Raw genomic sequence first — 23,535 nt, forward strand, 5'->3', positions numbered from 1 at the left:
GCGTCAGTCCACCGGCGGACTCGACGCCTGCGCCCAGAACCTCTTGGGGATGCGTCCGGCGGCGCGGGCGGCGTGGCCTGCGCGGACGGCCTCCCGCATCGCGGCCGCCATGAGCGGCGGGTCCTCGGCGCGGGTCACGGCGGTGGCCAGGAGGACACCGTCGCAGCCCAGTTCCATCGCCAGTGCCGCGTCCGAGGCGGTGCCGAGCCCGGCGTCGCAGATCACCGGCACTCCGGCGCGTTCGACGATCATCTCCAGGTTGTGCGGGTTGCAGATCCCCAGGCCGGTGCCGATGGGGGCGCCCAACGGCATGACGGCCGCACATCCCACGTCCTCGAGACGACGCGCCAACACCGGGTCGTCCGTGGTGTAGGGCAGGACGACGAACCCGTCGTCGACCAGGTCCTCCGCGGCCTCCACCAGTTCCAGGGCGTCGGGCAGGAGGGTTCGCTCGTCGGCGATCACCTCGAGCTTGACCCAGTCGGTTCCGAGCGCCTCGCGGGCGAGCCGCGCGGTCTTGACCGCCTCGGCGGCACCCCGGCAGCCGGCGGTGTTGGGCAGTGGCCGGATGCCGAGTTCGCGCAGCAGTCCGAGCAGCCCGAGCCCGTCGGACCCCAGTCGCAGGTCGACCTTGCGGATGGACACGGTGGTCAGGGCCGTCCCGGAGGCGATCAGGGACTCCCTCAGGACCTCCTGGTTGCCGGCCCCGCCGGTGCCCATGATGAGGCGGGACCCCAGCTCCTCACCGGCGATGACCAGCGGCGAGTCCAACACGGCGGCCGGGGTCCTGGCCCCGGACGCCACAGACTCTTCGGCAGAACCGGTCCCGGGGGCCGCGCGGCCGCCCTCAGCCACCCTGGACCGCCGTGAGGACGTCCACCTCCGCGCCCGCGCCCAGTGCGACCCGGTCCCAGCCCGAGCTGGGGACCACCACGCCGTCGACCGCCACGGCCACCCCCTCGTCGGGGAGGTCGAGTTCGGTGACGAGCGCGCGGACGGTCGCGCCGTCGGCGAGTGTGCGGTCCTCGCCGTTCACGGTGACGATCATGGGGCCTCCTGCGGCACGGTCGTGACGTCCCGGGGTGGTGACGTGTGACCCCAGCGTAGTGGTCGTTGCCGGAGACCTCATCCGCGAGCGAACCGGCCCGGCACGGCGGCGTGCGCAGCCCGGGGAACCGACTCGCCCCGCACGAGCGCAGAGACCGTCGCGGCGGTCACCGGGGTGAGCGCGATGCCGTTGCGGCCGTGCCCGGTGGCGTGGATGAGGCGCGGGTCCGCGGGGTCGGCGCCGAGGAACGGCAGGTTGTCCGGCGACATCGGCCGGAGCCCGGCGGTCGCCTCGGCCAACTCGTACTCGCCGATGCCGGGGAAGATCGTCTCGGCGTCGGCGAGCAGGTCGCGGACCCCGGCGACGGTGACCTGCCGGTCGTCGCCGTGTTCGTACTGAGTGGCGCCCACGACCAGGCCGCCGTCGCGTGGGACCAGGTAGAGCGGCCGCCCGCGGACGAACGCCCGCACCACCCCTCGGGGCGGGTCCTCACAGCCGGGCCGGGTGCGCAGCCGGAGCACTTCACCCTTGACCGGGCGCACCGGCAGTCCCGCCAGGTCGGCGGACCCGGAACCCGCGGCCAGGACGATGCGGTCCGCGTCGACGTCGTCGATCGAGGTCACCGCGCTGCGCACCCACCTCACGCCCTCGGCGCGGCAGGCGCGGGCCAGGGCGGCCAGCAGGACGCGGTTGTCGACGGCCCCCTCGGAGTCCATCCGATAGGCGGCGCGGGCGACGCGGGCCAGGGACGGTTCCGCCTCCCGCAGCTCCCGCCGGGTGACCCGGCGCAGGTCGGCATCGGTGATACCGCGGCCCGGATACGAGGCGGAACCCGGACGCGGGGCGGGGCCGTCAGGAGCGGGGTCCGGCTGACGGGCGGCCCAGTCCATGGCCATGTCGAGGTCCCGGGCGTCGGCCTCGTCCACGGCCAGCATGTGGGTGCGGGTGGCGGTCCGGAGGGGAGGGCCGGGCGGGACGTGGGGTTCCAGGGCGCTGAGCATCTCCGGCCAGCGACGGAGCGAGTCCACTCCGAGGGCGAACACCGCCTCCTCCCCCGGCCAGGCCTCGCTGAACGGGGCGAGCATGCCGCCGGCCACCCACGCCGCGGCAGAGGAGGGCACCCCGTCGGGGCCGGAGTCGTCAGGCTCGTGGATCACCACCTCCGCGACCAGCCTGGTCCTGGCGGCCGACCACGCGCAGGCCAGCCCGATCACCGAACCGCCGATCACGACGAGGCGACGGGTGCCGATGCTCGGGACGGGAGGTCCGGTATCGGGAGTCACGTCGTTCACCCTAGTGGGGCCATCGCCTACGGTTACGCACATGACCGCCCGCGCCGATCGACTCCGCTCCCGCCTCGCAGATGCCCGGCTCTACCTCTGCATCGACGCGCGACGACACCTCGACGAGCAGGCGCGCGCGCAGGGGTGGTCCGGCGACTTTCCAGCGCTGCGTAGGGACGTCGCCGCAGCGCTGGCCGGAGGTGTGGACATCGTGCAGCTCCGGGACAAGAACTCTCCCGGCGAGCGCGACGGCGGGCCGCTGGAGGCCGCGCACGAACTGCGGGCCCTGGCGGTGATGCGCGAGGCGTGCGACTCGCACGAGGCGCTGCTGGCGGTCAACGACCGGGCCGACGTGGCGGCGGCGTCGGGGGCGGACGTGCTGCACCTGGGGCAGGACGACCTGCCCGTGGAGTGGGCGCGCCGCGTGGCCGGAGAGGACGTGGTGATCGGCCTGTCGTGCCACGCCCCGGGAGAGGTCGACGCGGCGGCCGGCAACCCACTCGTGGACTACTTCTGCACCGGTCCTGTGTGGCCCACCCCGACCAAACCCGGCCGCCATGCCCCGGGCCTGGACCTGGTGAGGCACGCGGCCGCGCGAGGAGCCCGCCCCCGCGGCACGCCCTGGTTCGCCATCGGCGGGATCGACCGCCGGAACCTGACCGAGGTACTGGCAGCGGGAGCGCGACGGGTGGTGGTGGTCCGCGCGATCACCGAGGCGGCCGACCCCACTGCGGCGGCGCGCGCGCTCCGCGCCGAACTGCGCTGACACGACGCGTCGAGGTAGCCCCGGCAGCCCCCGGGGGAACCCCGGTCAGCCGACGAGCACACTGTCACCCGGCCGGCGTCCCACCTCAGTCCGTGAGTTCCTTGGTGAGTGTTCTGCGCAGAACCTGACGGGGTTTGGCCTCGAGGTCGTCCCCACCTCGTCGTCGTCGCCCTCTCCGGCCCCAGGAGTCCGGCGCCAGGCCGGGCACGAGCGTGAGCACCCTCCCCAGTCCGCGTGCGGGCCATTCCACGTGTGCATGCTCCACCTTGACGGTGGCGCGGCGACCGCGCAGCACCAGGGTCATGACCCCGTTGTGGAACCAGACGCCGTCGGTGACGTCCCACCTGACCTGTGGATCGCGCACCCCCACAGCATCGGCGAGCCGGCGGGTCAGTGCGGGCGCGGGATTCCGGACCGAGATCCGGTTGACCATCCGGATCGACTTCTGTAGAGGATTGCGGAACGGCGACATGACCAGTTGGTGGACCCTGGTGGGCGAGTCGCGCACCCGGGGCGCGGTGAGCTGGACCTCCTCGAGGTACGAGCAGTGGACATCCCCGCCCAGCATGAGGATCGACGCGGGCGGCCGGCCGTGATCCCCGGCCGCGACCTCGGTGAGCAACCCGATCAGGTCGTCGAAACTGTGCCGGAACGCCGCCCAGTGTTCGAGGTCGACTGTCAGGCGCACCCACTCACCGATCCGGGCGGACAGCGGCTTGTCCGGCCGGTCGCGGCTCACCGCCTCGTTCCACCCCTCGAGATGGTGCAGTGCCGGCAGCATGAAGGCGGGCAGGGACGACGCGATCACCAGGTGGTCGACCTCGGCCGCCAGGCACGCCTCCCGCGCCCACTCCCACTCCCGGGGATCCATCACTCGTCGGTCACCGGGGTCCAACCGACGAGAGGCGCGCACGTCGAGCATCACCACCCGCACCCGCCCGAAGTCGCGGCGGAAGCTCCACCGCGCGGTGTCGCGGTCGGCGTCGGCGGACAGGGCGAAATCGTCGAGGATCCCCTCGCGTTCGGCATCGGATCCCGCAGCCCGCACCGCCTGGTACACCGCGTCGGCCTCCAGCTCCCACGGCGCGAGATTGCCCAGGTGCTGGTAGACGAAGTAGCTGGCGAAAGCCCCCTTCACGCGCTCAGGCCACCACGGCTGGGCCGTCATCTCCCGGCGCCACGCGTACGAGGAGTTCCAGTCGTCGCGAAGATCGTGGTCGTCGAGGATCATGCAGCTGGGCACGGTCGAGAGCAGCCAGCGGACATCCGGATCCCGCCACGACTCGTGGTACAGCCAGGAGTACTCCTCGAAGTCACAGATCTCCCCGGACACGTCCCGGTCACCGCCGTCCCCGGCGGAGTCGCGCACCGACCGCGGCCCCTGGCCGGCACTGCGACGGGCGGCCAGCCGCTCGGTGATCTCGCGGCTGGGGATGTCGGCGTACACCTGGTCGCCGAGCAGCAGCATGGCATCGGGCCAGTCGGCGTGCGGCGTGCGGGCCATTTGGTGCGCCAGCGCGACCAGCGCGTCGGCCCCGATCCGGCGCAACGCCACCGGGGTCTGGCTCTCACCACGTCGACAGGACCCGAAGGCCAGGCGGACGGTGTCATCGGCCCTCGGGGTGCGGATGACGCTGGGGCGCTCCGGTTCCACGGGCCAGGCGGCCGCGCCGTCGAGCGCCACCTGGTACGGCGTCCGGGCCCCCGGCTCGAGATCACGCAGGTGCAGCACCGCGAAGTGGTGGCCGTGGACTCCCCACGATCGCTCGGAGGCCTCGCTGTCCCCGGCCCGGATCGTCACCGTGCACGGCGCGGACACCTCGAGCCACACCGTCGCGTCCGTGCTGTCGACGTACCGCAGCATGGGTCCGACCAGGATCTCGGGCGGCGTGGGGGGCTGGTTCATTGCACCAGTGTGCACCCGGCCCGCGGCGTGCCGGGTGGGACGGTAGCGGAAGGGGTGCAGACCCTGGTCGACCAGGGCCCCGGGCGCAGACCCTAGTCGAGCAGGACGCGGGGGCCGACGGCGACGACGCCCTGCGGCAGTCTGGCCCGCAGCCCCCGGTCGGCCGTCACCACGACCACCCGGCGGGACCCGCCCGGCTCAGCCCCACCCGTCCCCCCGCCGGCGGGCGCGGCAGCGGCCCCTGTATCGAGATCTGCATGACGGCCTGGGGCGGGATCCGTGGCGAGATCAGTGGCCAGGTCGACGATCGCGTCGTCGCCTGAGCCGGACGCCCGGTGGACGACGAACGGACCGGAGTGCTCGGCCCGTCTGGCGGCCCCCTCGATCACGGCGTGTGCGCGGGCCACCCACCCGAACCCGTCGGGCAGCTCGACCGTCCGCGGCATGGTCGTACTCAGTTCTGCGAGCAGACGCGCGGTGGCGCCGGCCCGGTCCCTCCACCACCCGTCCGGCCTGGAGCCCAGGACGTTGGCCACGTCCACCACGAGTTCCACCGGCCGGGAGCGGAGCCCGTTCGCCCAGGCCTGGGCGAACGCGGGCATCAGCGGCAGCTCGGCGACACGGGTCTCGGGCACCCACCGCAGTTCCAGACTCTCGTTGTTCGGCACCGTCTCCAGCGCGCGCGGGGCGTCGGCGACCACGGTCGTGTAGGTCCACTCCACCGCGTCAGTCGACTCCTGCACCAGTGGCGGGATCGTCCGGGCGCGGACCGCCGGGTCGTCCGAGTGCTTCTGGTCGGGCCGCAGGCGACGCATCATCTCGGACACGTGGCGCATGTCCAGTCCGGGCCGGTGCCACACCGTACCGGGCATCCGCGACGTCACCCGCACGGCTCGGACCACCACGTCGGCGGGCCTGATCTCGGCCTCCTCCTGCGTCTCCCGCAGGGCCGCCTGCGACGCGTCCTCCGAGGAGTCACGCGCTCCGCCGGGCAACGCCCAGGTGTCGCCGGAGGCCGTCCACACCGCGCGGTGTTGCAGCAGCACGAGCGGGGTGTCCGGATCGGTCGGATCGGCTGCGCGCAGGAGCAGGCCCGCGGCGCCGAAGCGCCCCCACCGTCGGTCACCGGCCGCGGACACGACCCAGCCGTTCCCGTCACCCTCACTCGTGGCCACTGGTCCTCCACTCCGCCGGACGCCTCACCGGACCGGATCCGCCCCGGATCGGGCGGAACCGCGTACTCCTCGTCCAGTCTGCCCGACGTCGCTGCGCCACTTCACTAACCTGGGACACACGCCCACCGGATCCCCGGCACAGGCGGTGAGAGAACCGGGAGGTGACTGACCAGATGGGCCTTCCGACCCTCACGCAGAAGCGCGACGCGGGTCCCGGCTCGCGGTCCGGTTCTGCTCCGGGCGCGCGGTCCGGGTCCGCCCCGGGTGCGGGCGGGGGTTCCGGCGGGGGCACGTCCACGGGCCCCGGCTCAGAGGACATCGCGCTCAGCCGCCGCCGTCCGGTGCGTCGCCGGGCCGCACGGTTCTGGAACGACGCCCTCACCACACCGGGTCGGATGTCGGTCTTCGCGGTGGTCGCGATCGTGGCGGTGCTGTTCGGCGGGACCGTGGCGTCGCAGACCATCACCCAACGCCAGAGCCACCACGAGACCCTGCTGGCCGAGGTCGAGCCCGTCGCCAACGCCTCCCAGACCCTGTACAGCTCCCTGACCATCGCTGATTCGGCGGCCAACACCGCCTTCATCACCGGGGGCATCGAACCCGCCGAGCTCAGGGATCGCTACCTGCAGGCCATCGCCGCCTCGTCGGCGTCGATCGTCGCCGCCTCGCAGGGCCTCGACCGCTCGGACGAGGAGTCGATCGACCAACTGGCGCACATCAACGCCCAGTTGACCACCTACACCGGACTCGTGGAGACGGCCCGGACCAACAACCGGGTCGCCAACCCGGTCGGCTCGGCGTACCTCGCGTCGGCGTCCACCCTCATGCAGGACACGATCCTCCCCGCGGCCGCCGACCTGTACGACCGCCAGTCCACCTCCGTCGGGGAGTCCGACCGTGAGTGGTCCTCGCCGCCCTGGGGATCGTTCATCCTGTTGGGGGCGGCGATCGCGGTACTGGTGCTGCTGCAGCAGTGGTTGTGGAAGATCACCGGGCGACGGGTCAATCCCGCGTTGGCGCTGGCCTCACTGCTCATGGTGGCGACCTTCCTGCTCACGATGATCGCCGGGTTCCTGGCGGCCAACAACAACGCGCGCGGACTGTCCGAGGGCGCGGCCCCGATGAACGAGCTCACCCGGCAGCGGATCAACGCCCAGAAGGTGCGCGCGCAGGAGACGTTGAACCTGGTGCGGCGCACCGATCCCGAGGGGTCCGCGGCCGAGCGGGCCGCCATCCTGGGCGGCGTCCGCGACACGTTGACCGTCTACCTCGACCCCGACGAGGAGTCCCGCAGCCGCACCAGCCTGGACGGGGACGGCGCCGTCACCAACGCGATCGAGGCCCTGGACGAGTGGATGGCCGCGCAGAACCGCGCGGATTCGCTGTACCAGCAAGGTGACTACCAGGGGGCGATCCTCATCTCCTCGGGGCAGGGCGAGGGCGATTCGGGGGCCGCCTTCGACGAGTTCGACGAGTCGATGCAGGACGCGATCGAGGAGGCCCGCGACACGCTGCGCACCCGTATCGACAACGCACGGCGCACCTCCGCCACCGGGCCGGACCTGATCATGGCGTTGTCCGCGCTCGCCGCCTTCGCCGTCATCGTGGGGATCGCCCCCCGGATCAGGGAGTACCTGTGAGCGCGCGGGGGACGTGGCGGTCCGGGGGGAGCGCCGGGCGTCGGGCCGCCCGCGTGGTGACCGGGGGTGTCCTGGTGGCCGCCCTGGCGGTCTCCGGTGCGTGTGGAGTCAACGACGACGACGAGGCGCGCGGTGACGACGGCGGGTCGGGCCGGGAGACGGCCTCGGTGGTGACCGGATCCGACTACGTCGGCATCCCCGAGGTCTCCGCCGTGATGCCGCTACCGGCCGGAGCGGTCGTGACGACAGAGAGTCCGACGGGGCTACCCCAGGTCTCGGCGGACGAATCCTGCGACCCGCTCCCGAGTCTGCGCCCCGATGACGCCACACCCGAGGAGCGCGTCCCCCGCATCCGGGATCGGGGGCGGTTGATCGTGGGCCTGGACCAGGGGTCCAACCTGTTCTCTTTCCGTGACCCGGCCACCGGTCAGCTCACCGGTTTCGACGTGGACCTGGCCCGGGAGATCGCCCGGGACATCTTCGGGGATCCCGGCCAGGTGGAGTTCCGGTCCCTGACCTCGGCCAACCGCATCGAGGCGTTGGAGAACAACCAGGTCGACGTGGTGATCCGGTCGATGTCCATCACCTGTGCGCGCCGGGAGGTGATCACCTTCTCCGTGCCGTACTACCGCGCCTACCAGCGGGTGTTGGCCGTGCGGGGCTCCGGGATCACCGAGATCGAACACCTCGAGGGTCGGCGGGTGTGCGTGGCGGCGGGAACCACGTCGGCCTCACGCCTGTGGGACGAGCTCGACCGGCTCACGGTGCTGTCGGTCAACACGTGGGCCGACTGCCTCGTGGCCATCCAACAGAACCAGGTGGACGCCATCACCACCGACGACGCCATCCTGGTGGGCATCACCGCCCAGGATCCCTACCTGGAGATCGTCGGCCCGCAGCTCAACGCGGAGCCGTACGGGGTGGGAATCGCCAGGTCGACTCCCGGGAACGACACGGACGGTCTGGTCCGGCAGGTCAACTCGACGCTCGAGCGGATCCGAACCGATGGAACGTGGAACCGGATGTACTCCACCTGGCTCTCCGGACTGGGCCCGAGCCCCGGGATGCCCGCGCCGACCTACGTGCCGGAGGAACCGCGATGAGCTACCGCGGCGCGGATGACGGAGCCCCCCTCGACGAGCCGACCGTCGGAACCCAGGCCACGTTCCGGCCCGAGCCGACGCAGGACACCGGGTCGACCCCGGACACCAGGGCGACGCCGACAGGCCGGGCACACACGGAGGCGACCGAGGCCACGTCGGCCATGGCGGTCACGGGCGCGATGCCCGCCACCGGGGCGATGGCGGCGACCGGCGCCGTACCGGCCACGGGCGCCGTCTCGATGACGGGATACCTCGAGAACTCCGGCGGCACCCCGGACACCGACGCGGACGAGGCGGGCGCCGTCACCGGACCCGTCGCCACCGCGGACGCCACCGGCGACCCCGAGTCGCGCACCCGGTCGGTCCCCGTGGAGCGACCCTCCGCCCGGACCGGGGACGGGGCCACGGGCGACCGCGCCGGCTCGGCACCGTTCCGGATGCGTCAACCCAGTAAGCCCGAGGACCGACCGAGCCCGGCGTCGGAGGGGCTGGTGGACCTGCCGTACATCATCCCGGTGGATCCCCACTCGGCCATGCTCTCGCCGGAGGACATCGAGGCCGAGTGCGAGGCCTCGGATGGACGACTCCCGCGGCCCGAACTCCGACCCGGCGACGTGGTGGCCGACCAGTACGAGGTCCGCGGCGCGCTCGCCCACGGTGGGATGGGTTGGATCTACCTCGCCGTGGACCACAACGTGTCCGACCGGTGGGTGGTGCTCAAGGGCCTGCTCCACGCCGACCAGGCCGAGGCGCAGGAGGTGGCGGTGGCCGAGCGGGAGATCCTGGCCGAACTCTCCCACCCGTCGATCGTGAGGATCTACAACTTCATCCACGACGACTGGGCCACCTCGCCCACCCACGGCGGCTACATCGTGATGGAGTACGTCGGTGGGCCCAGCCTGCGGGACGTGCGCAGGTCGGCGCCGGGTCGCGTCCTGCCGGTGGAGAAGGCGATCGCGTACGTCCTCGAGGCCCTCACAGCGCTGTCCTACCTGCACTCCGTGGGGCTGGTCTACAACGACCTCAAGCCCGAGAACATCATGCTCACCGAGGACCACGTCAAGCTCATCGACATGGGCGCGGTCTCGGGCGTCGGCGACTACGGGCACATCTACGGCACACCGGGCTTCCAGGCGCCGGAGATCCCCGAGACCGGCCCCACCATCGCCTCCGACCTCTACACCGTGGGGCGCACCCTGGCGTCGTTGATCGTCCGACTGCCGGTGGTCGACGGCCGTTACGCCGACGGGATCCCCTCCCCCGTCGAGGAGCCGGTGTTCAGCCGGTACGACTCGCTCTACCGTTTCCTGTTGCGCTCGACCAACGAGGACCCGACCATGCGGTTCCGCAGCGCCAACGGGATGGCCGGCCAGCTGATGGGCGTGTTGCGCGAAGTCCTCGCTCTGCGTACCGGGATCCCGCATCCGGCGTTCTCCTCGGTGTTCTCGCCGCAGCGGTCCACGTTCGGCACGTTGTTCACGGTCGAGCCGACCGATTTCCTCGTCGACGGCCACGCCCGCGACACCACACTGACCGGTGCCGAACTCGTCGACGCCCTGCCCGTGCCGCTGATGGAGTCCTCCGATCCCGCCGGGCGCATCCTGGCCGCCACCTCCTACACCTCCGTGGAGCAGCGGATCGACACGCTCCGTGAGCTGTACTCAGATACCGAGTCCGAGGCCCACGACAGCGTGGGGGTGATCATGTCGCTCGCCCGCGCCTACCTCGAGAGCGGAGACCTCGCGTCGGCCGAGGCCTTGCTGGAGGAGAACTCCGACCGACTCCGCTCGGAGTGGCGCCTGGTCTGGTACGTCGGGGTGATCGCCCTGCTCAAAGGGGATCCCGTGGGCGCCTATCCGAAGTTCCAGCAGGTGTTGTCGGCCATGCCGGGGGAGAACGGGCCCAAGCTGGCGCTCGCGGCGACCGCCGAGCTCATCCTCGACGTCTGCCCGGAGGGGGACAGGGCCCGATGGGCGCGGTCGAGCGAGCACTTCTACCGCACGGTGTGGTCCGTGGACCGGTCGGTGGTCAGTTCCGCATTCGGGTTGGCCCGACAGTTGCAGAGGCGCGGGGAGGTCGCGGCGGCGATCGAGGAACTGGACCGGGTCCCGCCCAACTCCCGATACTCGGCCCTGGCCAATCTCACGGCGATCCTGCTGCTGTGCCAGGGGCGGCCACTGCGGGAGACCGAGGAATCCCACCTGCGCGAGGCCGCTCGTCGCGTCGCGAACCTGTCCGCCGGTGAGCACCGGGCCGTCCAGATCCGCCTCACCGTGCTGACCACGGCACTGAGTTGGATCCAGCTTCCCGGAAACGAGCCCTCGCCGTCGCCACTGATGCGGGGGGTGCCGTTCACCGAGTTCGGTCTGAGAACGGGCGCGGAGACGGTGTTGCGGACCCTGGCGCGGTCCACCGAGACCCGGCAGCAGCGCTTCCGGTTGGTGGACCAGGCCAACAGCATCCGGCCTCGAACCCTGTTCTGACGCCGCCCGGGTGTCGGCATCCCGGCTCTCTGCTCCTCACCGCTCGCGGTCTCAGCACTCGGCGTCGCGACGCCGCCGGCCGGCCAGCAGGATCAGGGTCACTCCGGCCGCGGCGGCGGTCAGGGCCCACAGCAGCAGGTCCGTCGCTCCCACGCCCGTCTCCGCCAGCGAGCCGCGCACCTGGGAGTTGGCGCGAGCCCATTCCGAGGACGGCGCGCCGTCGCGTGGGGTCAGCGAGTTCACGGGGACCTGCCCGGTGCCACCGGGGCCGGCGGTCGACGACGGGGGGCGCGGCGGTGGCGCGGGTGTGCCGGGCGCGGGGCTGACGGGGGCGACGGTGCCTGGCGAGGACCCGGAAGCGGCCGAGCCGTCGGAGGATCCGTCCGGGGGCACGCCGGCCGACCCGCCGGGCCATCCGCCGAGGGAGTCCCCGATCCCCCCACCCAGGGACCCACCCAGGGATCCGCCCAGGGACCCGAGCAACGGCCCCAGGATGAGTCCGATGACCCCGACGATCACCACCGGCCAGATGAGGTCGGGCAGGTCCACGGAGCCGCCGCCGGCCCCGGGACGGATCACCACTCGTCGAATGGAGTGGTAGGTGGCCCCGTCGGGCAGTGTCACGGCGAACCCGATGTCGTAGGTCCCCGCCCTCGTGGGTGTGCCCTTCAGGACCCCGTCCTCGAGCCGCAGGCCCGGCGGCAGGGACGAGGTATCCACGTCGAGCACGATCCCCTCGGACGCCGAAGGCAGGAACACCTCAGGCCCGAAGCTCCGGCCGGTCCTGCCGTCGGGCAGTCGGTTGACCGGGTCGGTGGGGTCGAGGCCGAGCTGGTCCTCGGCGAGATCCGGCAACCCGTCTCCGTCGGTGTCCACCACCCCGATGTCGGAGAAGGACACCCAGATCATCGGACTCACGCTCTGTCGCTGCGTGTGGTTCTCCACGTCGAGGGGCACGGACACCTCGTCGACCACCGTCGCCGTCTGCCCGGGAGCGAGGTCGAGAGCCGCCACCGTGGTCCCGCGGGCCGGGGAATCCCCGGCACGGGGGGTGTCGGGGCCGTAGAGGGTCACGGTCCGGGAGTCGACCTCAACGGCGCCCGTGAGGGTGCTGCTCACGTCGAACTCGGCCCCGCCGGAGACCAGGTAGTCGCCGATCCCCACCGCGTATCGCCCGGTCCGCCCCGTCGTGGTGGCGTTGCGCACGTGATAGGTCCTGTCGATCGACTGGCCCGGCGACATCGAACACGGGTCCACCTCGGGGGTGCCCCCGATCGCACCCCGGGGATCGGTGTGCGCGGGCCCGCCGGCGAGGTCGCACCCCCACGACCTCAGGACGAGGTCCGGCGCGTCCGACCACGTGACGCCGTCGAGTGAGAACTCGAGGTCGGTGTGGGCGTCCAGGGGCGAGGCGGAGACGGCCCGGGCGACGGATGCCCCGCCGAGCACCAGGGTGACCGCGGCCGCGAGGGCGACAGGGATCAGCCCGTTCCTGCGACGACCTCGTGGCCGGCCGCGCCGCATCTCACGGGCAGGCTCAGTGGCACTCTCGGCAGCGCATCCGGCAGGCTCGGATCCTGAGGGTTTCGTCATCGACCAGCTTCGTCAGGCCCGGTCTGACGCCCGGGAGGAGAGCCCTCACTGTAATACTAAAGTTGTTCTTATGTAAAGGGTGTCCGCACCGCCCGCCTACCTTCCCAACCCCAGGACCGTGTCGCACGCCCGGGCGATCGCCAACTCCTCATCGGTCGGGATCACCAGGACCGCGACCCGGCCACCGGCGCGCGAGATGATCCGCTCGCCCGCCCCGTCCTCGTTGGCCTGCGGGTCGAGTTCCACTCCCCACCCGACGAGCGTGGACAACACGTCCGCACGCAGGCGGGCGACGTTCTCACCCACGCCGGCGGTGAAGGTGATGGCGTCGACGTCGCCGAGAACCGCCCAGTATCCGCCGATGTAGCGGCGGAGGCGATGGACGACCACCTCGTAGGCCAGAACGGCGTCGCGGTCACCATCGTCGACCCGCGCGAGCAGCTCGCGGAAGTCGCTCACCCGCGCCAACCCCTCCAGACCCGACTTACGGTTGAGAAGGGTGGAGACGTCCTCCGGCGACATACCGCGGTCACGGATGAGGTGGATGATCAGTCCGGGGTCGAGGTCACCGGGACGCGTGCCCATGACCAGACCCTCGAGCGGTGTGAGCCCCATCGAGGTGTCGACCGCCCGGCCGCCGGCGATCGCCGAGGCCGAGGCCCCGTTGCCGAGATGCAGCACGATCTGGTTCACCTCGTCATACGGGCGCCCCAGTACCTCTGCCGCGCGGCGCGAGACGAATTCGTGGCTGGTGCCGTGGAAACCGTAGCGGCGCAGGTCCCAGTCCTTCGCCAGCGCGTGATCGATCGCATAGGTGTGCGCGGCGGCGGGCAGCGTATGGAAGAACCCCGTGTCGAACACCGCCACGTGCGGCAGGCCCGGCAGTAGTTCCCGGGCCACGCGGATCCCTCGCAGGTTAGCGGGGTTGTGGAGGGGCGCCAGCAGCTCGAGCTTCTCGATGCCCGCCTCCACCTCGGGGGTGACCTCGACCGGGTCGTGGAAATCCGGCCCCCGTGGACCACCCGGTGGCCGATCGCCTCGACTCCCAGGTCGGCGGGGTGAGCGCCGAGCCGCCCCGCCTCCTCAAGGACCCGACTCAGCGCTGCGGTGTGGTCGGGGAACGCGGCCTCGACGGTGCGCTCCCCGCCCGGCGAGCCGGACAGGTCGCCGCGGCGCACGGCCAGGGTGCCGACGGGCTCCCCGATTCGTTCGACCAGCGCCCACGCCAACTCCACCTCGACGGCGGTGTCGATGATCTGGAGCTTGAGGGAGGACGACCCCGAGTTGATGACGAGGACGCGGGTCACGACTCCTCTCCCGGGTCTGCGGCCGCGGCCTGCGCCTGGTCGGCCGTGCCCTGCGCCTGGACGGCGGTGATGGCGACGGTGTTGACGATGTCCTCGACCAGCGCGCCACGCGAGAGGTCGTTGATGGGCTTGCGGAGCCCCTGCAGGACCGGGCCGATCGCCACGGCGCCGGCGGTACGCTGCACTGCCTTGTAGGTGTTGTTGCCCGTGTTCAGGTCGGGGAAGATCAGCACGGTGGCGCGGCCGGCGATCGGCGAGTCCGGCATCTTCTTGCGGGCCACGGTGGGGTCGACGGCGGCGTCGAACTGCAGCGGCCCGTCCACCATGAGGTCCGCCAGCGGGTCCCCCTCGCCCGCGGCGGCGATGCGCGCGCAGACGATCTCGGTGGCCTCGCGCACCTTGTCCACGTCTGCTCCGCTGCCTGAGTCACCGGTGGAGTACGAGAGCAGCGCGACCCGTGGTTCCACTCCGAACCGGGAGGCCGTCTCGGCGGAGGACAGCGCGATGTCGGCGAGCTGTTCGGCGGTCGGGGCGGGGACCACAGCGCAGTCGCCGAAGGCCAGCACGTGGTCGGACAGGCACATGAGGAACACGCTGGACACCGTCTTCACTCCCGGCTTCGTCCGGATGATCTCCAGGGCGGGCCGAATGGTGTGCGCGGTCGTGTGCGCGGCGCCGGAGACCATTCCGTCGGCGAGGCCGGTGTACACCATCATCGTGGCGAAGTAGGAGATGTCGAGCATCCTGTCCCGCGCGACGTCCAGGGTCATGCCCTTGTGCTCGCGCAGCGTCGCGTACATCCGGGCGAACGGCTCGGCGTGCTCACTCGTGCGCGGGTCGAGGATCTGTGCCCCGGCCAGGTCGATGCCCAGTTCGTCCGCGCGTCGGCGCACGGTCTCGGGATCGCCCAGGATGGTCAGGTCGGCGACATCTCGACGCAGCAGCCGGCCAGCGGCGTGGAGGATGCGGTCGTCGTCGCCTTCGGGGAGCACGATGTGACGCTTGTCCGCGCGGGCACGCTCGAGGAGCTGGTGCTCGAACATCTGCGGCGTCATCACACTGGGGGTGTCCACGCGTAGACGGGCCAGCAGCTCCTCGGTGTCGATGTGGGTCTCCATCAGGCTCAGCGCCGTCTCGACCTTCCGCCCGGACCCGGAGTAGACGCGCCCCCGGGTGTCCGCCGCCAGGCGAGCGGTGTCGTAGGTGCCGTGGGAGGTACAGACGATCGGCAACGTCGAGCGCATTCCCCTGACCAGTCGGTCCATCGCCGCGTTCGGCATGAGACCGCCGTTCCAGATCATCCCGGCCAACGACGGGAACCCCTCCGCTGCGTGCGCGGTGAGGACCGCGAGCACGGCGTCGGTCCGGTCGGCGGGCACGATCACGACCATGCCGTCCACCAGCCGCTCCAGGATGCGCTCGCCGGTCATCCCGCCCACCATGAGGTTCATGACCTCCCGGTCCAGCAGCGCCGGGTCACCGGAGTAGAGCGTGCCGTCAACGGCCTCGACCAGTTCACCCATCGTGGGCGCGGTGAGGAGGGCCTGGCTGGGCAACGTCCAGGCGGGCAGGTCCAGGGGAGCGAGCTCGGCTTGAATGTCCTCCAGGTCCTCGGGGTCGCACCGGTTGACGACGACGCCCACCGGGTGGGCGTGCTCCTGTCGGAGTTCCTCCAGGGTCAGTCGGGCGTTGGTACCGATCTCCCCCGGAGTCCGATCGGCACCGCGGAGCACCAGCAGAACGGGCGCGCCGAGGTTCACCGCGAGGGTGGCGTTGAAGTCGAACTCGGTGGGGCTGGGCACGCCCGTGTAATCGGTCCCGAGGATCACCACCACATCGCACTGCCCGGCCACCACGTGGTATCTGTCCACGATCTCGGCGAGCGCCGATTCGCGGTCCTCGTGGACCCGGGCATTGGTCACCCCGATGCAGTCCTCGTAGTCGAGATCGACGGTGGTGTGCTGGAGCAGCATCTCCACGATGCGGTCGCGCGTGGGGTCTGTTCCCGTCACGGACTCCGCGCCTGGTCCGGTCCCGGCGCCGGCGACACGTGGCGCGACGGTGACCGGACGGAAGACCCCCACCCTCTGGACGGTCCCGGCGAGGATCCGCAGCAGCCCGAGAGCCACGGTCGACTTCCCGGTGTCGCCCTCGGGCGCCGCGACGTAGACCGCGGAGGAGGACAGGGGGACCTGGGCCACCGGGGACGGGATCGTGGGAGCGGCGGGCTCGGGCGGGAGCGTCTCGGCTACGGGGGAATCGGGCGCGGCGGAATCGGGCACGAGGGCATTGTGACAGCGCGAGCGGCCCGGCACACGTCGTACACCCCGTGCGGCCCCAGACATCGGTGAGCCTGTCGACCCCGGGCGGCACCCGGGTACGGCGACCAGGAGCGGCGGGGTCGGCTCGGGTGGTCCATGCCGACGGACCGTCACCGACGAAGGCGTGGTGCACGGGACAGTCCAACGTACCGTTTCCGACCGTCGTCGGCCCGCCTCGCGACCGCTCCCGGGGACGACGGACGACCGCCCGCTACTCGACGACGACGACGGCCAACCCGAAGTCCCCGGCCGTATCGGTCCAGACCGCGTCATCGCCGAAACCGTGTCCCGCGAGTTCGTCCACGAGTGCTCGGGGCTCGAACTTCCGGGCGATCTCGGTGCGGATCCCGTCACCCGCGGCCAGGGTCCGGCCGCGTTCGAGCGTCGGAAAATCGATCCGCACCTCACGCACGGCGCGCAACCACATCTCGATACGGCTCTCGGTCTCGTTCCACACGGCCTCGTGCCGGAAGTCCCTGCGGTCGAGACCGGTGCAGTCGACGGTCCGGGCGATCACGTCGAGCATGTTGAGGTTGAACTCGGCGGTGACGCCGGCGGCGTCGTCATAGGCCGCCACCAGCCGGTCCGGGTTCTTGACCAGGTCGAATCCCAGCGCCAGCCGGTCCCCCGGCGCCATGAGCGCACGAAGCATCCGGAAGAACCCGGCCCGCTGCTTCTCGCTGAAGTTGCCGACGGTACCGCCGAGGAACAGCACCAACCGTCCTCCCGGTTCACCCGGCAGAGGCCCCTCGAGGGCGGTGATGTCACCGATGACCGGGTCGATCCGCAGGCCCGGATACTCCTGCCCCAGCGCGCGCGAGCTCTCGACGAGCATCTCGGAACTGATGTCCACGGGCACGAACCGCGCATCCGCGCGGGCCTGTGTCAGCACGTCGAGGAGTACCCGGGTCTTCTCGCAGGTCCCGGCCCCCAGCTCGACCACCGTCGAGGCCGCGGCCACGATCTCGCGTGCCCGGGCCGTGAGGATCTCGGCCTCGGCCCGCGTGGGGTAGTACTCCACGACCCTGGTGATCTGATCGAAGATCACACTGCCCTTCTCGTCGTAGAACCAGCGTGGCGGAACGGTCGGCGGGTCGGCGAAGAACCCGTCGCGAAGGTCGGACTCGAGAGCGGCGGTGTCGGGGTCTGCAGACGTCGTCCTCGTCGTGGTCGTGGTCGTGGTCGTGGTCGTGGTCCCACGCGGATTCTCGGTGCCGGTCATCGCGCGAGCCTCAGTCCGGTGGCCGCCCACCGCGACGAGGCAGGGAAGAAGTTGCGGTAGGTGGGCCGCGTGTGACCCGCCGGGGTCAGGGCACTGCCGCCGCGCAGTACATGCTGGTCGGACATGAACTTGCCGTTGTACTCGCCCGCCGCACCCTCCTCGGTGACGAACCCGGGGTAGGGCAGGTAGGCACTGGAGGTCCACTCCCACACCCCGCCGATCGACCGGTCCGTGGCGGGCCGCGGGTGGCACCGGTCGGGATCGAGCTCGTCCCCGATCCGCCAGCCGGCGGACGCGACCTCCCACTCGAACTCGGTGGGCAGCCGGGCACCGGCCCACCGGGCGAACGCGTCGGCCTCATAGAAGGACACGTGGCAGACGGGCTCGGCGTCGACCACCGGCCGGCGGCCCGAGAGGGTGAAGGTCGTCCAGTCACCGTCGGCGGAGGCGTTACCGTCCGTGGCGGCGGGGGCCCCGATGCCGTCCTCGCGACGCCAGTACCCGGGCGCGTCCCAGCCCTCGGTCTGCACGGCGGCCCACCCGTCGGAGAGCCACAACTCGGGGCGGGAGTACCCGCCATCGGCCATGAACTGCTTCCAGTCCGCCACCGTGACCTGACGACCGGCCACCTGGCCGCCCGGTATCCACACCCGGTGACGTGGGCGTTCGTTGTCGTAGGAGAAGCCGCCGGAGGGCAGATCGTCGTGGGGGGACCCGGAGCGGTCGGCCGGGTCCGCGGCGCCGACCCTGGCGACCCCCTCGACGACGTCGAGCCAGTCCGTCTCCCCCGGCGCCGCTGCGACCGGGTCCGCGGACCTGTGCACGTAGACGGGGTCGGTCGGATTGTGGGAGAACAGGTGCTTGGCGTCCATGAGCATCAGCTCCTGGTGCTGCTGCTCGTGGTGGCAGCCCAGCTCGAGGAGCTCACGCCCGCGATCATCTACCCGACCCGCCTCGAGCGCGGCCACCACCGCCTCGTCGACGCGCGAACGGAAGTCGCCGATCTCCGCCACCGACGGGCGGGTGATGAGACCCCGCTGGGGCCGGGGTTGCCGCGGTCCCACGGCCTCGTAATACGAGTTGAAGAGGAACCGGAAGACCGGCTCGGGCGAGGTGTACCCCGGCAGACGCCCCAGTACGAACTCCTCGAAGAACCACGTCGTGTGCGCTCGGTGCCACGCCGCGGGACTGGCCGCCGTCATCGATTGCGGAATCTGATCCTCGGCGCTCAGGCGGGAGGCCAAGAGGTCGGTGAGCTGGCGGACGCGCAGGAACCTCTCGACCGTGCCCCCGGCGCTGAGCGTCGGAACCGACTGCGGCCCTTGGGTTGTGACATCTCCAACAGTCATGGGCTCTCCCCCGGTTCATGGTCGGCGGTCAGACTGCCGCCAGACTATCCACGTGGTGGTTCGGTGCCCACCGTTCTCCGGATGACCCGGTCGCCGGGTGTCCACCGTTCTCCGGATGACCCGCCGCTCAGAAGCCACCGTTCCGCACGCCGCTGCCGGGAAAAGGCACCGGGACCTCCGCGGTGAGGTTGCGCCGCTCGTGCTCGAGGAGCCGCAGGCGGTACTCGGGACAGCTGCCCATTCCACCGTCGGCGCGGAGGACCCGGTGCACGGGAATGACGAACGGCACGGGCACGAGGGTGCACAACCGCCCCACCCGGCGGGCGTTGCGCGGTCGGCCCGCATCCACGCTGACCTGCCCATAGGTCGAGGTCTCGCCGTACGGGATGTGCTGGATCTCGCGGTAGGCCTCTCGGGAGAACTCATCGTGCACGCCCGCGGCCGCCCAGTCCACGGGGGCGTCGAACTCACGCAGGCGACCGGCGAAGTAGGCCTCGAGTTGGCTCGCCAGCCGATCGAGGTGGTCGGCCGCCGCGCCGGGGTCGGCGCCGCTCACCTCGTCACCGGATGGTTCCACGGGGAACCGTGGGGCGAGGTCCCGGTCCGCACCGGCCAGGTCCGTCCCCACCTGGTCCAGGCGCGACACGCCGGTCGCGGTGGCCTCAATCACCACCCATCCGGCGGGCGTGTCGAGCACCCGCACGGCCCTCCCTGTGGTCCCGCGCGTGGTGGTCACGCCTCAGACCACGCTCGGCCGGTCCGGGTCGGTGACGTCGGCACCGGCGGTGTCGAGGCGCTCGAACAAGGAGTCGGCGCCGTCGCGGGCGACCGCCGACATCTCGGCGGTGGTGATGGGCACCGCCTGTAGTCGCGTGAGCAGCGGCCCGGTTCCGTCCGGCCCGCCGGTCTCGTCGACCACCTGCAGTCGGGGCCACAGGAACGGCGGCGCCAGGACCAGGTGCTCGCAGCGCCGACCGGAATCGACGATCCCCACCGCGTTCGGGATCACCGCACCCGGTGCCACGTGGATGGATCCTGAGGCCACGGCCAGCGCGCACGCGTCCAGGACGTCGGCCATGGCCCGGTGGCCGGTGCGACCCACGGTGACGAACTCACTGCGGATCTGTCGCCCCTCGGGCGTGGTGACGTTGGTGGGCAACTCGCGGGCACCGACGGTGGCGTAGGTGGTGAACCCGGGCGCGGGGACGTTGTCGACGACGACGACGTCGCAGTGCCACTGAGTGGTCTGGCCCTCCTCGTCGGCCTCCGTCTCGTGCGGGTAGTGCAGGACGCGAACCGACTCTGCCTCGCCGAAGAGGCCCTCAAGCCCGGAGAGATTCGCCTTGTCAGGGACCGGCGCTGTGCTTTCGCCGATCACGCCAGCTCACGCAACCGCGGCTCGAGATCGGTCTTGAACAGGTCGAGGAAGCGCGTCTGATCATGGCCGGGCGCGTGGAACACCAGGTGGTTCAGGCCCGCGTCGACGTACTGCTCGACCTGCGCCACGGCGTCGTCTGGGTCCGAGGCCACGATCCACCGCTTGGCCACCTGCTCGATCGGCAGCTCGTCGGCCAGGCGTTCCATCTCCCGCGGTGAGTCCACCGAGTGCTTCTGCTCGGGGGTCAACGACAGCGGCGCCCAGAAACGGCAGTTCTCCAGCGCCGCGGCCGGGTCGGGGTCGTAGCTGATCTTGATCTCGATCATCCTGTCGATCCGGGAGGAGTCGCGATCATTGATCCCCGCGCCCTCCTCCACGGCCGGCAGCAGCTTGTCGGTATACAGCTCCATGCCCTTGCCGGAAGTGCAGATGAAGCCGTCGCCGACGCGTCCGGCGTACTTCGCCACCACCGGGCCGCCGGCGGCGATGTAGACCGGGACGCCCTCGGCGGGAACGTCGTAGAGGAACGCGTCCTTGGTGGTGTAGTACTCACCCTCGAACGACGTGGTCTCGCCGGTCCACAGCTCGCGCATGAGGCGGACCGATTCGCGCAGGCGGGCGAACCGCTCCTTGAACTCGGGCCACTCGCCCTGATGGCCCGTGGCGATCTCGTTGAGCGCCTCACCGGTGCCCACGCCCAGGAACACGCGGCCCGGGTAGAGGCACGCCATGGTGGCGAAGGCCTGCGCGAGCACCGCCGGGTTGTAGCGGAATGTGGGCGTGAGCACGGAGGTGCCCAGTTGCAGGCGTTCGGTGCGCTCCCCCACGGCCGTCATCCACGCGAGCGAGAACGGGGCGTGCCCGCCGTCGTGACGCCACGGCTGGAAATGGTCCGAGACCGTCGCCGAGTCCATCCCTGACTGCTCCGCCAGGACCGCGTACTCGACCAGGTCGCGCGGGCCGAACTGCTCGGCCGAGGCCTTGTACCCGAGCTTCAGGGCGGAGGTGGGGGGCATCGACGACTCCTCAGAGGTTGTGTGAGCGTGAGGTCACCGACGCTGTGGTCGGGGCACTACAGCCGAGTATGCCAGCGGTAGCGCCCCGGAGTTCCGGGCGTGACGCCGAGAGGGCCTCGCCCCGGCGTCCACGAAAAATGCTGATAAAAAGCTGAGGTCGCTTGCGAGGTTCACCAGTTGGGAGCCTACTCAGGCTCACCTGTGGGCAAGCCGGTACACCTGACAGCGCCGATAAGAATTTGCCAATCCAATTGGATTGTGAAGAAATATGTGCAATCCTCTTACGGGGCCATCGAGGCCCGACGTCGATCAGCGTTCGAATGCGTACGGGGCCGACACACCACATCAGATTCGGGCCCGACTGGCGGCCCCCACGGAAAGGCGCGTCACGTGAACGCCAACCACCCCCTCCCCCCTGACGCCCAGCTCAGACAGCAGGAGCGCAGCCGCAAGCGCAAGGCGATTCTCGCCGGCGGCGTGGTCCTCGGCCTCGGTGCCGCCGCGACCCTGGCCGCGTGGTCCGATGATGTGTTCTCCTTCGGCGAGTTCGGTACCGGCTCCTTCGAGCTCCAGGGCAACGTCTACGGCGACGCCGCTGCGGGCTATGAGAATTACGACGAGGCGAACGGTGGCGCCTTGTCGTTCGTGATCGCCCCGATGAACATGGCTCCCGGCGACACCGTCTACGCGCCGATCTCCATCGCCACGGCGCTGACGACGTCGACCTCTGCTGACGTGACCCTGGCCGGTGCGACCAGCACGGGGGATCAGACCCTGTTCAACGCCCTCCGGTACGAGGTCCGGACGATCGCTGCCGGGGGTGTCTGCGACGCGACGGTCTTCGGCGCCGGCACTCCGTGGCATGCACAGTCGGCTCTCGGCGTCGGGGAGTCCGCTGCCTTCACGGTAGGAGCCGAGCAGGCGGACCCGCGGCACCTGTGCTTCGCGGTGACCCTCCCGGATACCGAGGCCAACGGCGCCGACGAGATGCAGGCGCTCACGACCGGCCCAGTCGTCTGGCAGTTCACCGGCGAGTCTGTCCCGGCCACCTGATCCGTCTCTGATCGCGGGGGGCGTTGCGGTGAGTCCCGCCACGCCCTCCGCTCTCCCATGTAGTGAAAGGACGACGGGTGTCCGATTCCCCCTCTCCCGCCTCGACAACCGATCGCCGTCGCCGCGTTCGCGCGCTGCTCGCAGGCGGCCTCGTGCTCGGTCTCGGCGCTGCGGGCACGCTCGCGGCATGGACGGATTCCGAGTTCGCACGCGGCGTCTTCACCTCGGGGCAGTTCAACATCCAAGGCAACGAGAGCACTTCCACCCCCCCGGCCAACGGCACGTGGACTGACCACTACACGGCCGCGGGCGCCGCGCAGCTACAGTTCTCCACCGGTTTCAACAGCCTCTCGCCCGGTTCCACCGTGTACGCGCCCTTCTCGCTCCGGATAGACCCCACCCGGGCGAGCTACGGCGCAACAGTGCACATCAGATCAACCGCCAGTACGGGTGACACCACCAACCTGATGCCCAAGCTCAGCTGGAAAGCGCGAACCGGAATCGCGCCCGCGACCTGCGCGGCTGGGACCTTCACCGGTGGAACCCCACTGGTGCCGTCACCGGACGGGGCGGGAGTGCCCATGAACTACACCGCGCCGGCGACTCCTCCGTCTTTCACCCTCAGCAACGCCGGAGCCCCCTCCACGACCCCGGTCTCGGTGTGCTTTGCCGTGACCATGCAGCCACAACCGGCGAATGTGGCCCCCAACGATCCTTCGTGGACGTTCACGACCCCGGTTACCACGACCTGGGAATTCTCGGCGGAATCGACCCCATAGCAGTCCCAGCCGCCACGATCCCAGACGTCATGAAAGAAGGAGGTGAGACCGATGTCTGCCCCACTAGCACGCACCCGCATCGGACTCGCCGCCCTCGCGACGGCGGCGGCTGC

Annotated in this window: 18 protein-coding genes and 1 pseudogene; 6 read left to right on the forward strand and 13 right to left on the reverse strand. The window is 71.1% G+C overall.

Annotated features, from left to right (window positions below):
• Window positions 1–3: 3 nt before the first annotated feature.
• The 3 genes from CT688_RS14055 to CT688_RS14065 form a co-directional block, all read right to left on the reverse strand.
• Window positions 4–774 (reverse strand): thiazole synthase, encoded by a 771-nt coding sequence (locus CT688_RS14055; protein ID WP_107757407.1) that lies wholly within the window; start codon window positions 772–774, stop codon window positions 4–6.
• A 73-nt stretch (window positions 775–847) separates the two neighbouring features.
• The gene (thiS, locus tag CT688_RS14060) at window positions 848–1,048 is read right to left on the reverse strand and encodes a sulfur carrier protein ThiS (protein WP_107757408.1); all 201 of its coding nucleotides are present in this window, start codon (window positions 1,046–1,048) and stop codon (window positions 848–850) included.
• Window positions 1,049–1,125: 77 nt separating this feature from the next.
• Window positions 1,126–2,331: an FAD-dependent oxidoreductase gene (locus CT688_RS14065; RefSeq protein WP_107758224.1), complete on the reverse strand. Its 1,206-nt coding sequence runs from the start codon at window positions 2,329–2,331 to the stop codon at window positions 1,126–1,128.
• Between the two features lie 40 nt (window positions 2,332–2,371).
• On the opposite strand from CT688_RS14065, the gene thiE reads away from it, so the two are divergent.
• Window positions 2,372–3,097: a thiamine phosphate synthase gene (gene thiE / locus CT688_RS14070; RefSeq protein ID WP_107757409.1), complete on the forward strand. Its 726-nt coding sequence runs from the start codon at window positions 2,372–2,374 to the stop codon at window positions 3,095–3,097.
• Between the two features lie 85 nt (window positions 3,098–3,182).
• Here thiE and CT688_RS14075 read toward each other — a convergent pair whose 3' ends face one another.
• Both CT688_RS14075 and CT688_RS14080 read right to left on the reverse strand, forming a co-directional pair.
• The gene (locus tag CT688_RS14075) at window positions 3,183–5,003 is read right to left on the reverse strand and encodes an alkaline phosphatase D family protein (protein WP_107757410.1); all 1,821 of its coding nucleotides are present in this window, start codon (window positions 5,001–5,003) and stop codon (window positions 3,183–3,185) included.
• Window positions 5,004–5,095: 92 nt separating this feature from the next.
• Window positions 5,096–6,178, reverse strand: a complete 1,083-nt coding sequence (locus CT688_RS14080; protein WP_231750353.1) for an NUDIX domain-containing protein — start codon at window positions 6,176–6,178, stop codon at window positions 5,096–5,098.
• 173 nt (window positions 6,179–6,351) lie between these two features.
• Between CT688_RS14080 and CT688_RS14085 the strand changes: the two genes are divergently transcribed.
• Genes CT688_RS14085 through CT688_RS14095 form a run of 3 tightly spaced genes read left to right on the forward strand, consistent with a single transcriptional unit; the run spans window position 6,352 to window position 11,404 of the window.
• Window positions 6,352–7,818, forward strand: a complete 1,467-nt coding sequence (locus CT688_RS14085) for a hypothetical protein (protein WP_107757411.1) — start codon at window positions 6,352–6,354, stop codon at window positions 7,816–7,818.
• Window positions 7,815–8,921, forward strand: coding sequence for a glutamate ABC transporter substrate-binding protein (locus CT688_RS14090; RefSeq protein ID WP_370446315.1), 1,107 nt, complete (start codon window positions 7,815–7,817; stop codon window positions 8,919–8,921). The genes CT688_RS14085 and CT688_RS14090 overlap by 4 nt, the downstream gene beginning before the upstream one ends.
• Window positions 8,918–11,404 (forward strand): serine/threonine protein kinase, encoded by a 2,487-nt coding sequence (locus CT688_RS14095; RefSeq protein ID WP_107757413.1) that lies wholly within the window; start codon window positions 8,918–8,920, stop codon window positions 11,402–11,404. The genes CT688_RS14090 and CT688_RS14095 overlap by 4 nt, the downstream gene beginning before the upstream one ends.
• Window positions 11,405–11,455: 51 nt before the next feature.
• On the opposite strand, the gene CT688_RS14100 is transcribed toward CT688_RS14095, so the two are convergent.
• The 8 genes and pseudogenes from CT688_RS14100 to fgd all read right to left on the reverse strand — a co-directional run bounded on the left by CT688_RS14100 (window position 11,456) and on the right by fgd (window position 21,590).
• Window positions 11,456–12,997 carry a thrombospondin type 3 repeat-containing protein gene (locus CT688_RS14100; protein WP_156607276.1) on the reverse strand — a complete coding sequence of 514 codons (1,542 nt, stop codon included), beginning with the start codon at window positions 12,995–12,997 and terminating at the stop codon, window positions 11,456–11,458.
• A 96-nt stretch (window positions 12,998–13,093) separates the two neighbouring features.
• Window positions 13,094–14,304: pseudogene (locus CT688_RS14105) on the reverse strand (acetate kinase).
• Window positions 14,301–16,586: a phosphate acetyltransferase gene (gene pta, locus CT688_RS14110; RefSeq protein WP_231750354.1), complete on the reverse strand. Its 2,286-nt coding sequence runs from the start codon at window positions 16,584–16,586 to the stop codon at window positions 14,301–14,303. The pseudogene CT688_RS14105 and the gene pta overlap by 4 nt, the downstream one beginning before the upstream one ends.
• Window positions 16,587–16,836: 250 nt before the next feature.
• The gene (gene egtD / locus CT688_RS14120) at window positions 16,837–17,847 is read right to left on the reverse strand and encodes an L-histidine N(alpha)-methyltransferase (RefSeq protein ID WP_107757415.1); all 1,011 of its coding nucleotides are present in this window, start codon (window positions 17,845–17,847) and stop codon (window positions 16,837–16,839) included.
• Complete coding sequence (gene egtB, locus CT688_RS14125) at window positions 17,844–19,196, reverse strand: ergothioneine biosynthesis protein EgtB (RefSeq protein ID WP_107757416.1); 1,353 nt, start codon at window positions 19,194–19,196, stop codon at window positions 17,844–17,846. The genes egtD and egtB overlap by 4 nt, the downstream gene beginning before the upstream one ends.
• 127 nt (window positions 19,197–19,323) lie before the next feature.
• A complete protein-coding gene (locus tag CT688_RS14130) occupies window positions 19,324–19,932 on the reverse strand; it encodes a methylated-DNA--[protein]-cysteine S-methyltransferase (RefSeq protein ID WP_231750355.1) in 609 nt (202 codons plus the stop codon).
• A 3-nt stretch (window positions 19,933–19,935) separates the two neighbouring features.
• The gene (locus CT688_RS14135; RefSeq protein WP_107757418.1) at window positions 19,936–20,574 is read right to left on the reverse strand and encodes a suppressor of fused domain protein; all 639 of its coding nucleotides are present in this window, start codon (window positions 20,572–20,574) and stop codon (window positions 19,936–19,938) included.
• Complete coding sequence (gene fgd, locus CT688_RS14140; RefSeq protein ID WP_107757419.1) at window positions 20,571–21,590, reverse strand: glucose-6-phosphate dehydrogenase (coenzyme-F420); 1,020 nt, start codon at window positions 21,588–21,590, stop codon at window positions 20,571–20,573. Before fgd ends, CT688_RS14135 begins: the two co-directional genes overlap by 4 nt.
• A 390-nt stretch (window positions 21,591–21,980) precedes the next feature.
• On the opposite strand from fgd, the gene CT688_RS14145 reads away from it, so the two are divergent.
• Window positions 21,981–22,643 carry a SipW-dependent-type signal peptide-containing protein gene (locus CT688_RS14145; protein ID WP_159078015.1) on the forward strand — a complete coding sequence of 221 codons (663 nt, stop codon included), beginning with the start codon at window positions 21,981–21,983 and terminating at the stop codon, window positions 22,641–22,643.
• Between the two features lie 77 nt (window positions 22,644–22,720).
• On the forward strand, window positions 22,721–23,422 hold the full coding sequence (locus CT688_RS14150) for a SipW-dependent-type signal peptide-containing protein (protein WP_159078016.1): 702 nt from the start codon (window positions 22,721–22,723) through the stop codon (window positions 23,420–23,422).
• Window positions 23,423–23,535: the final 113 nt, after the last annotated feature.

Origin of the sequence: Dietzia sp. JS16-p6b (genome assembly GCF_003052165.1) — a bacterium.
Taxonomy (GTDB): domain Bacteria; phylum Actinomycetota; class Actinomycetes; order Mycobacteriales; family Mycobacteriaceae; genus Dietzia.

Bases quoted from the DNA above. Each gene is read 5' to 3' on its own strand.
- thiS (WP_107757408.1), bottom strand. From the start codon at position 1,048: ATGATCGTCACCGTGAACGGCGAGGACCGCACACTCGCCGACGGCGCG.
- thiE (WP_107757409.1), top strand. From the start codon at position 2,372: ATGACCGCCCGCGCCGATCGACTCCGCTCCCGCCTCGCAGATGCCCGG.
- CT688_RS14075 (WP_107757410.1), bottom strand. From the start codon at position 5,003: ATGAACCAGCCCCCCACGCCGCCCGAGATCCTGGTCGGACCCATGCTG.
- CT688_RS14085 (WP_107757411.1), top strand. From the start codon at position 6,352: ATGGGCCTTCCGACCCTCACGCAGAAGCGCGACGCGGGTCCCGGCTCG.
- CT688_RS14095 (WP_107757413.1), top strand. From the start codon at position 8,918: ATGAGCTACCGCGGCGCGGATGACGGAGCCCCCCTCGACGAGCCGACC.
- CT688_RS14100 (WP_156607276.1), bottom strand. From the start codon at position 12,997: ATGACGAAACCCTCAGGATCCGAGCCTGCCGGATGCGCTGCCGAGAGT.
- egtD (WP_107757415.1), bottom strand. From the start codon at position 17,847: ATGACCGGCACCGAGAATCCGCGTGGGACCACGACCACGACCACGACC.
- egtB (WP_107757416.1), bottom strand. From the start codon at position 19,196: ATGACTGTTGGAGATGTCACAACCCAAGGGCCGCAGTCGGTTCCGACG.
- fgd (WP_107757419.1), bottom strand. From the start codon at position 21,590: ATGCCCCCCACCTCCGCCCTGAAGCTCGGGTACAAGGCCTCGGCCGAG.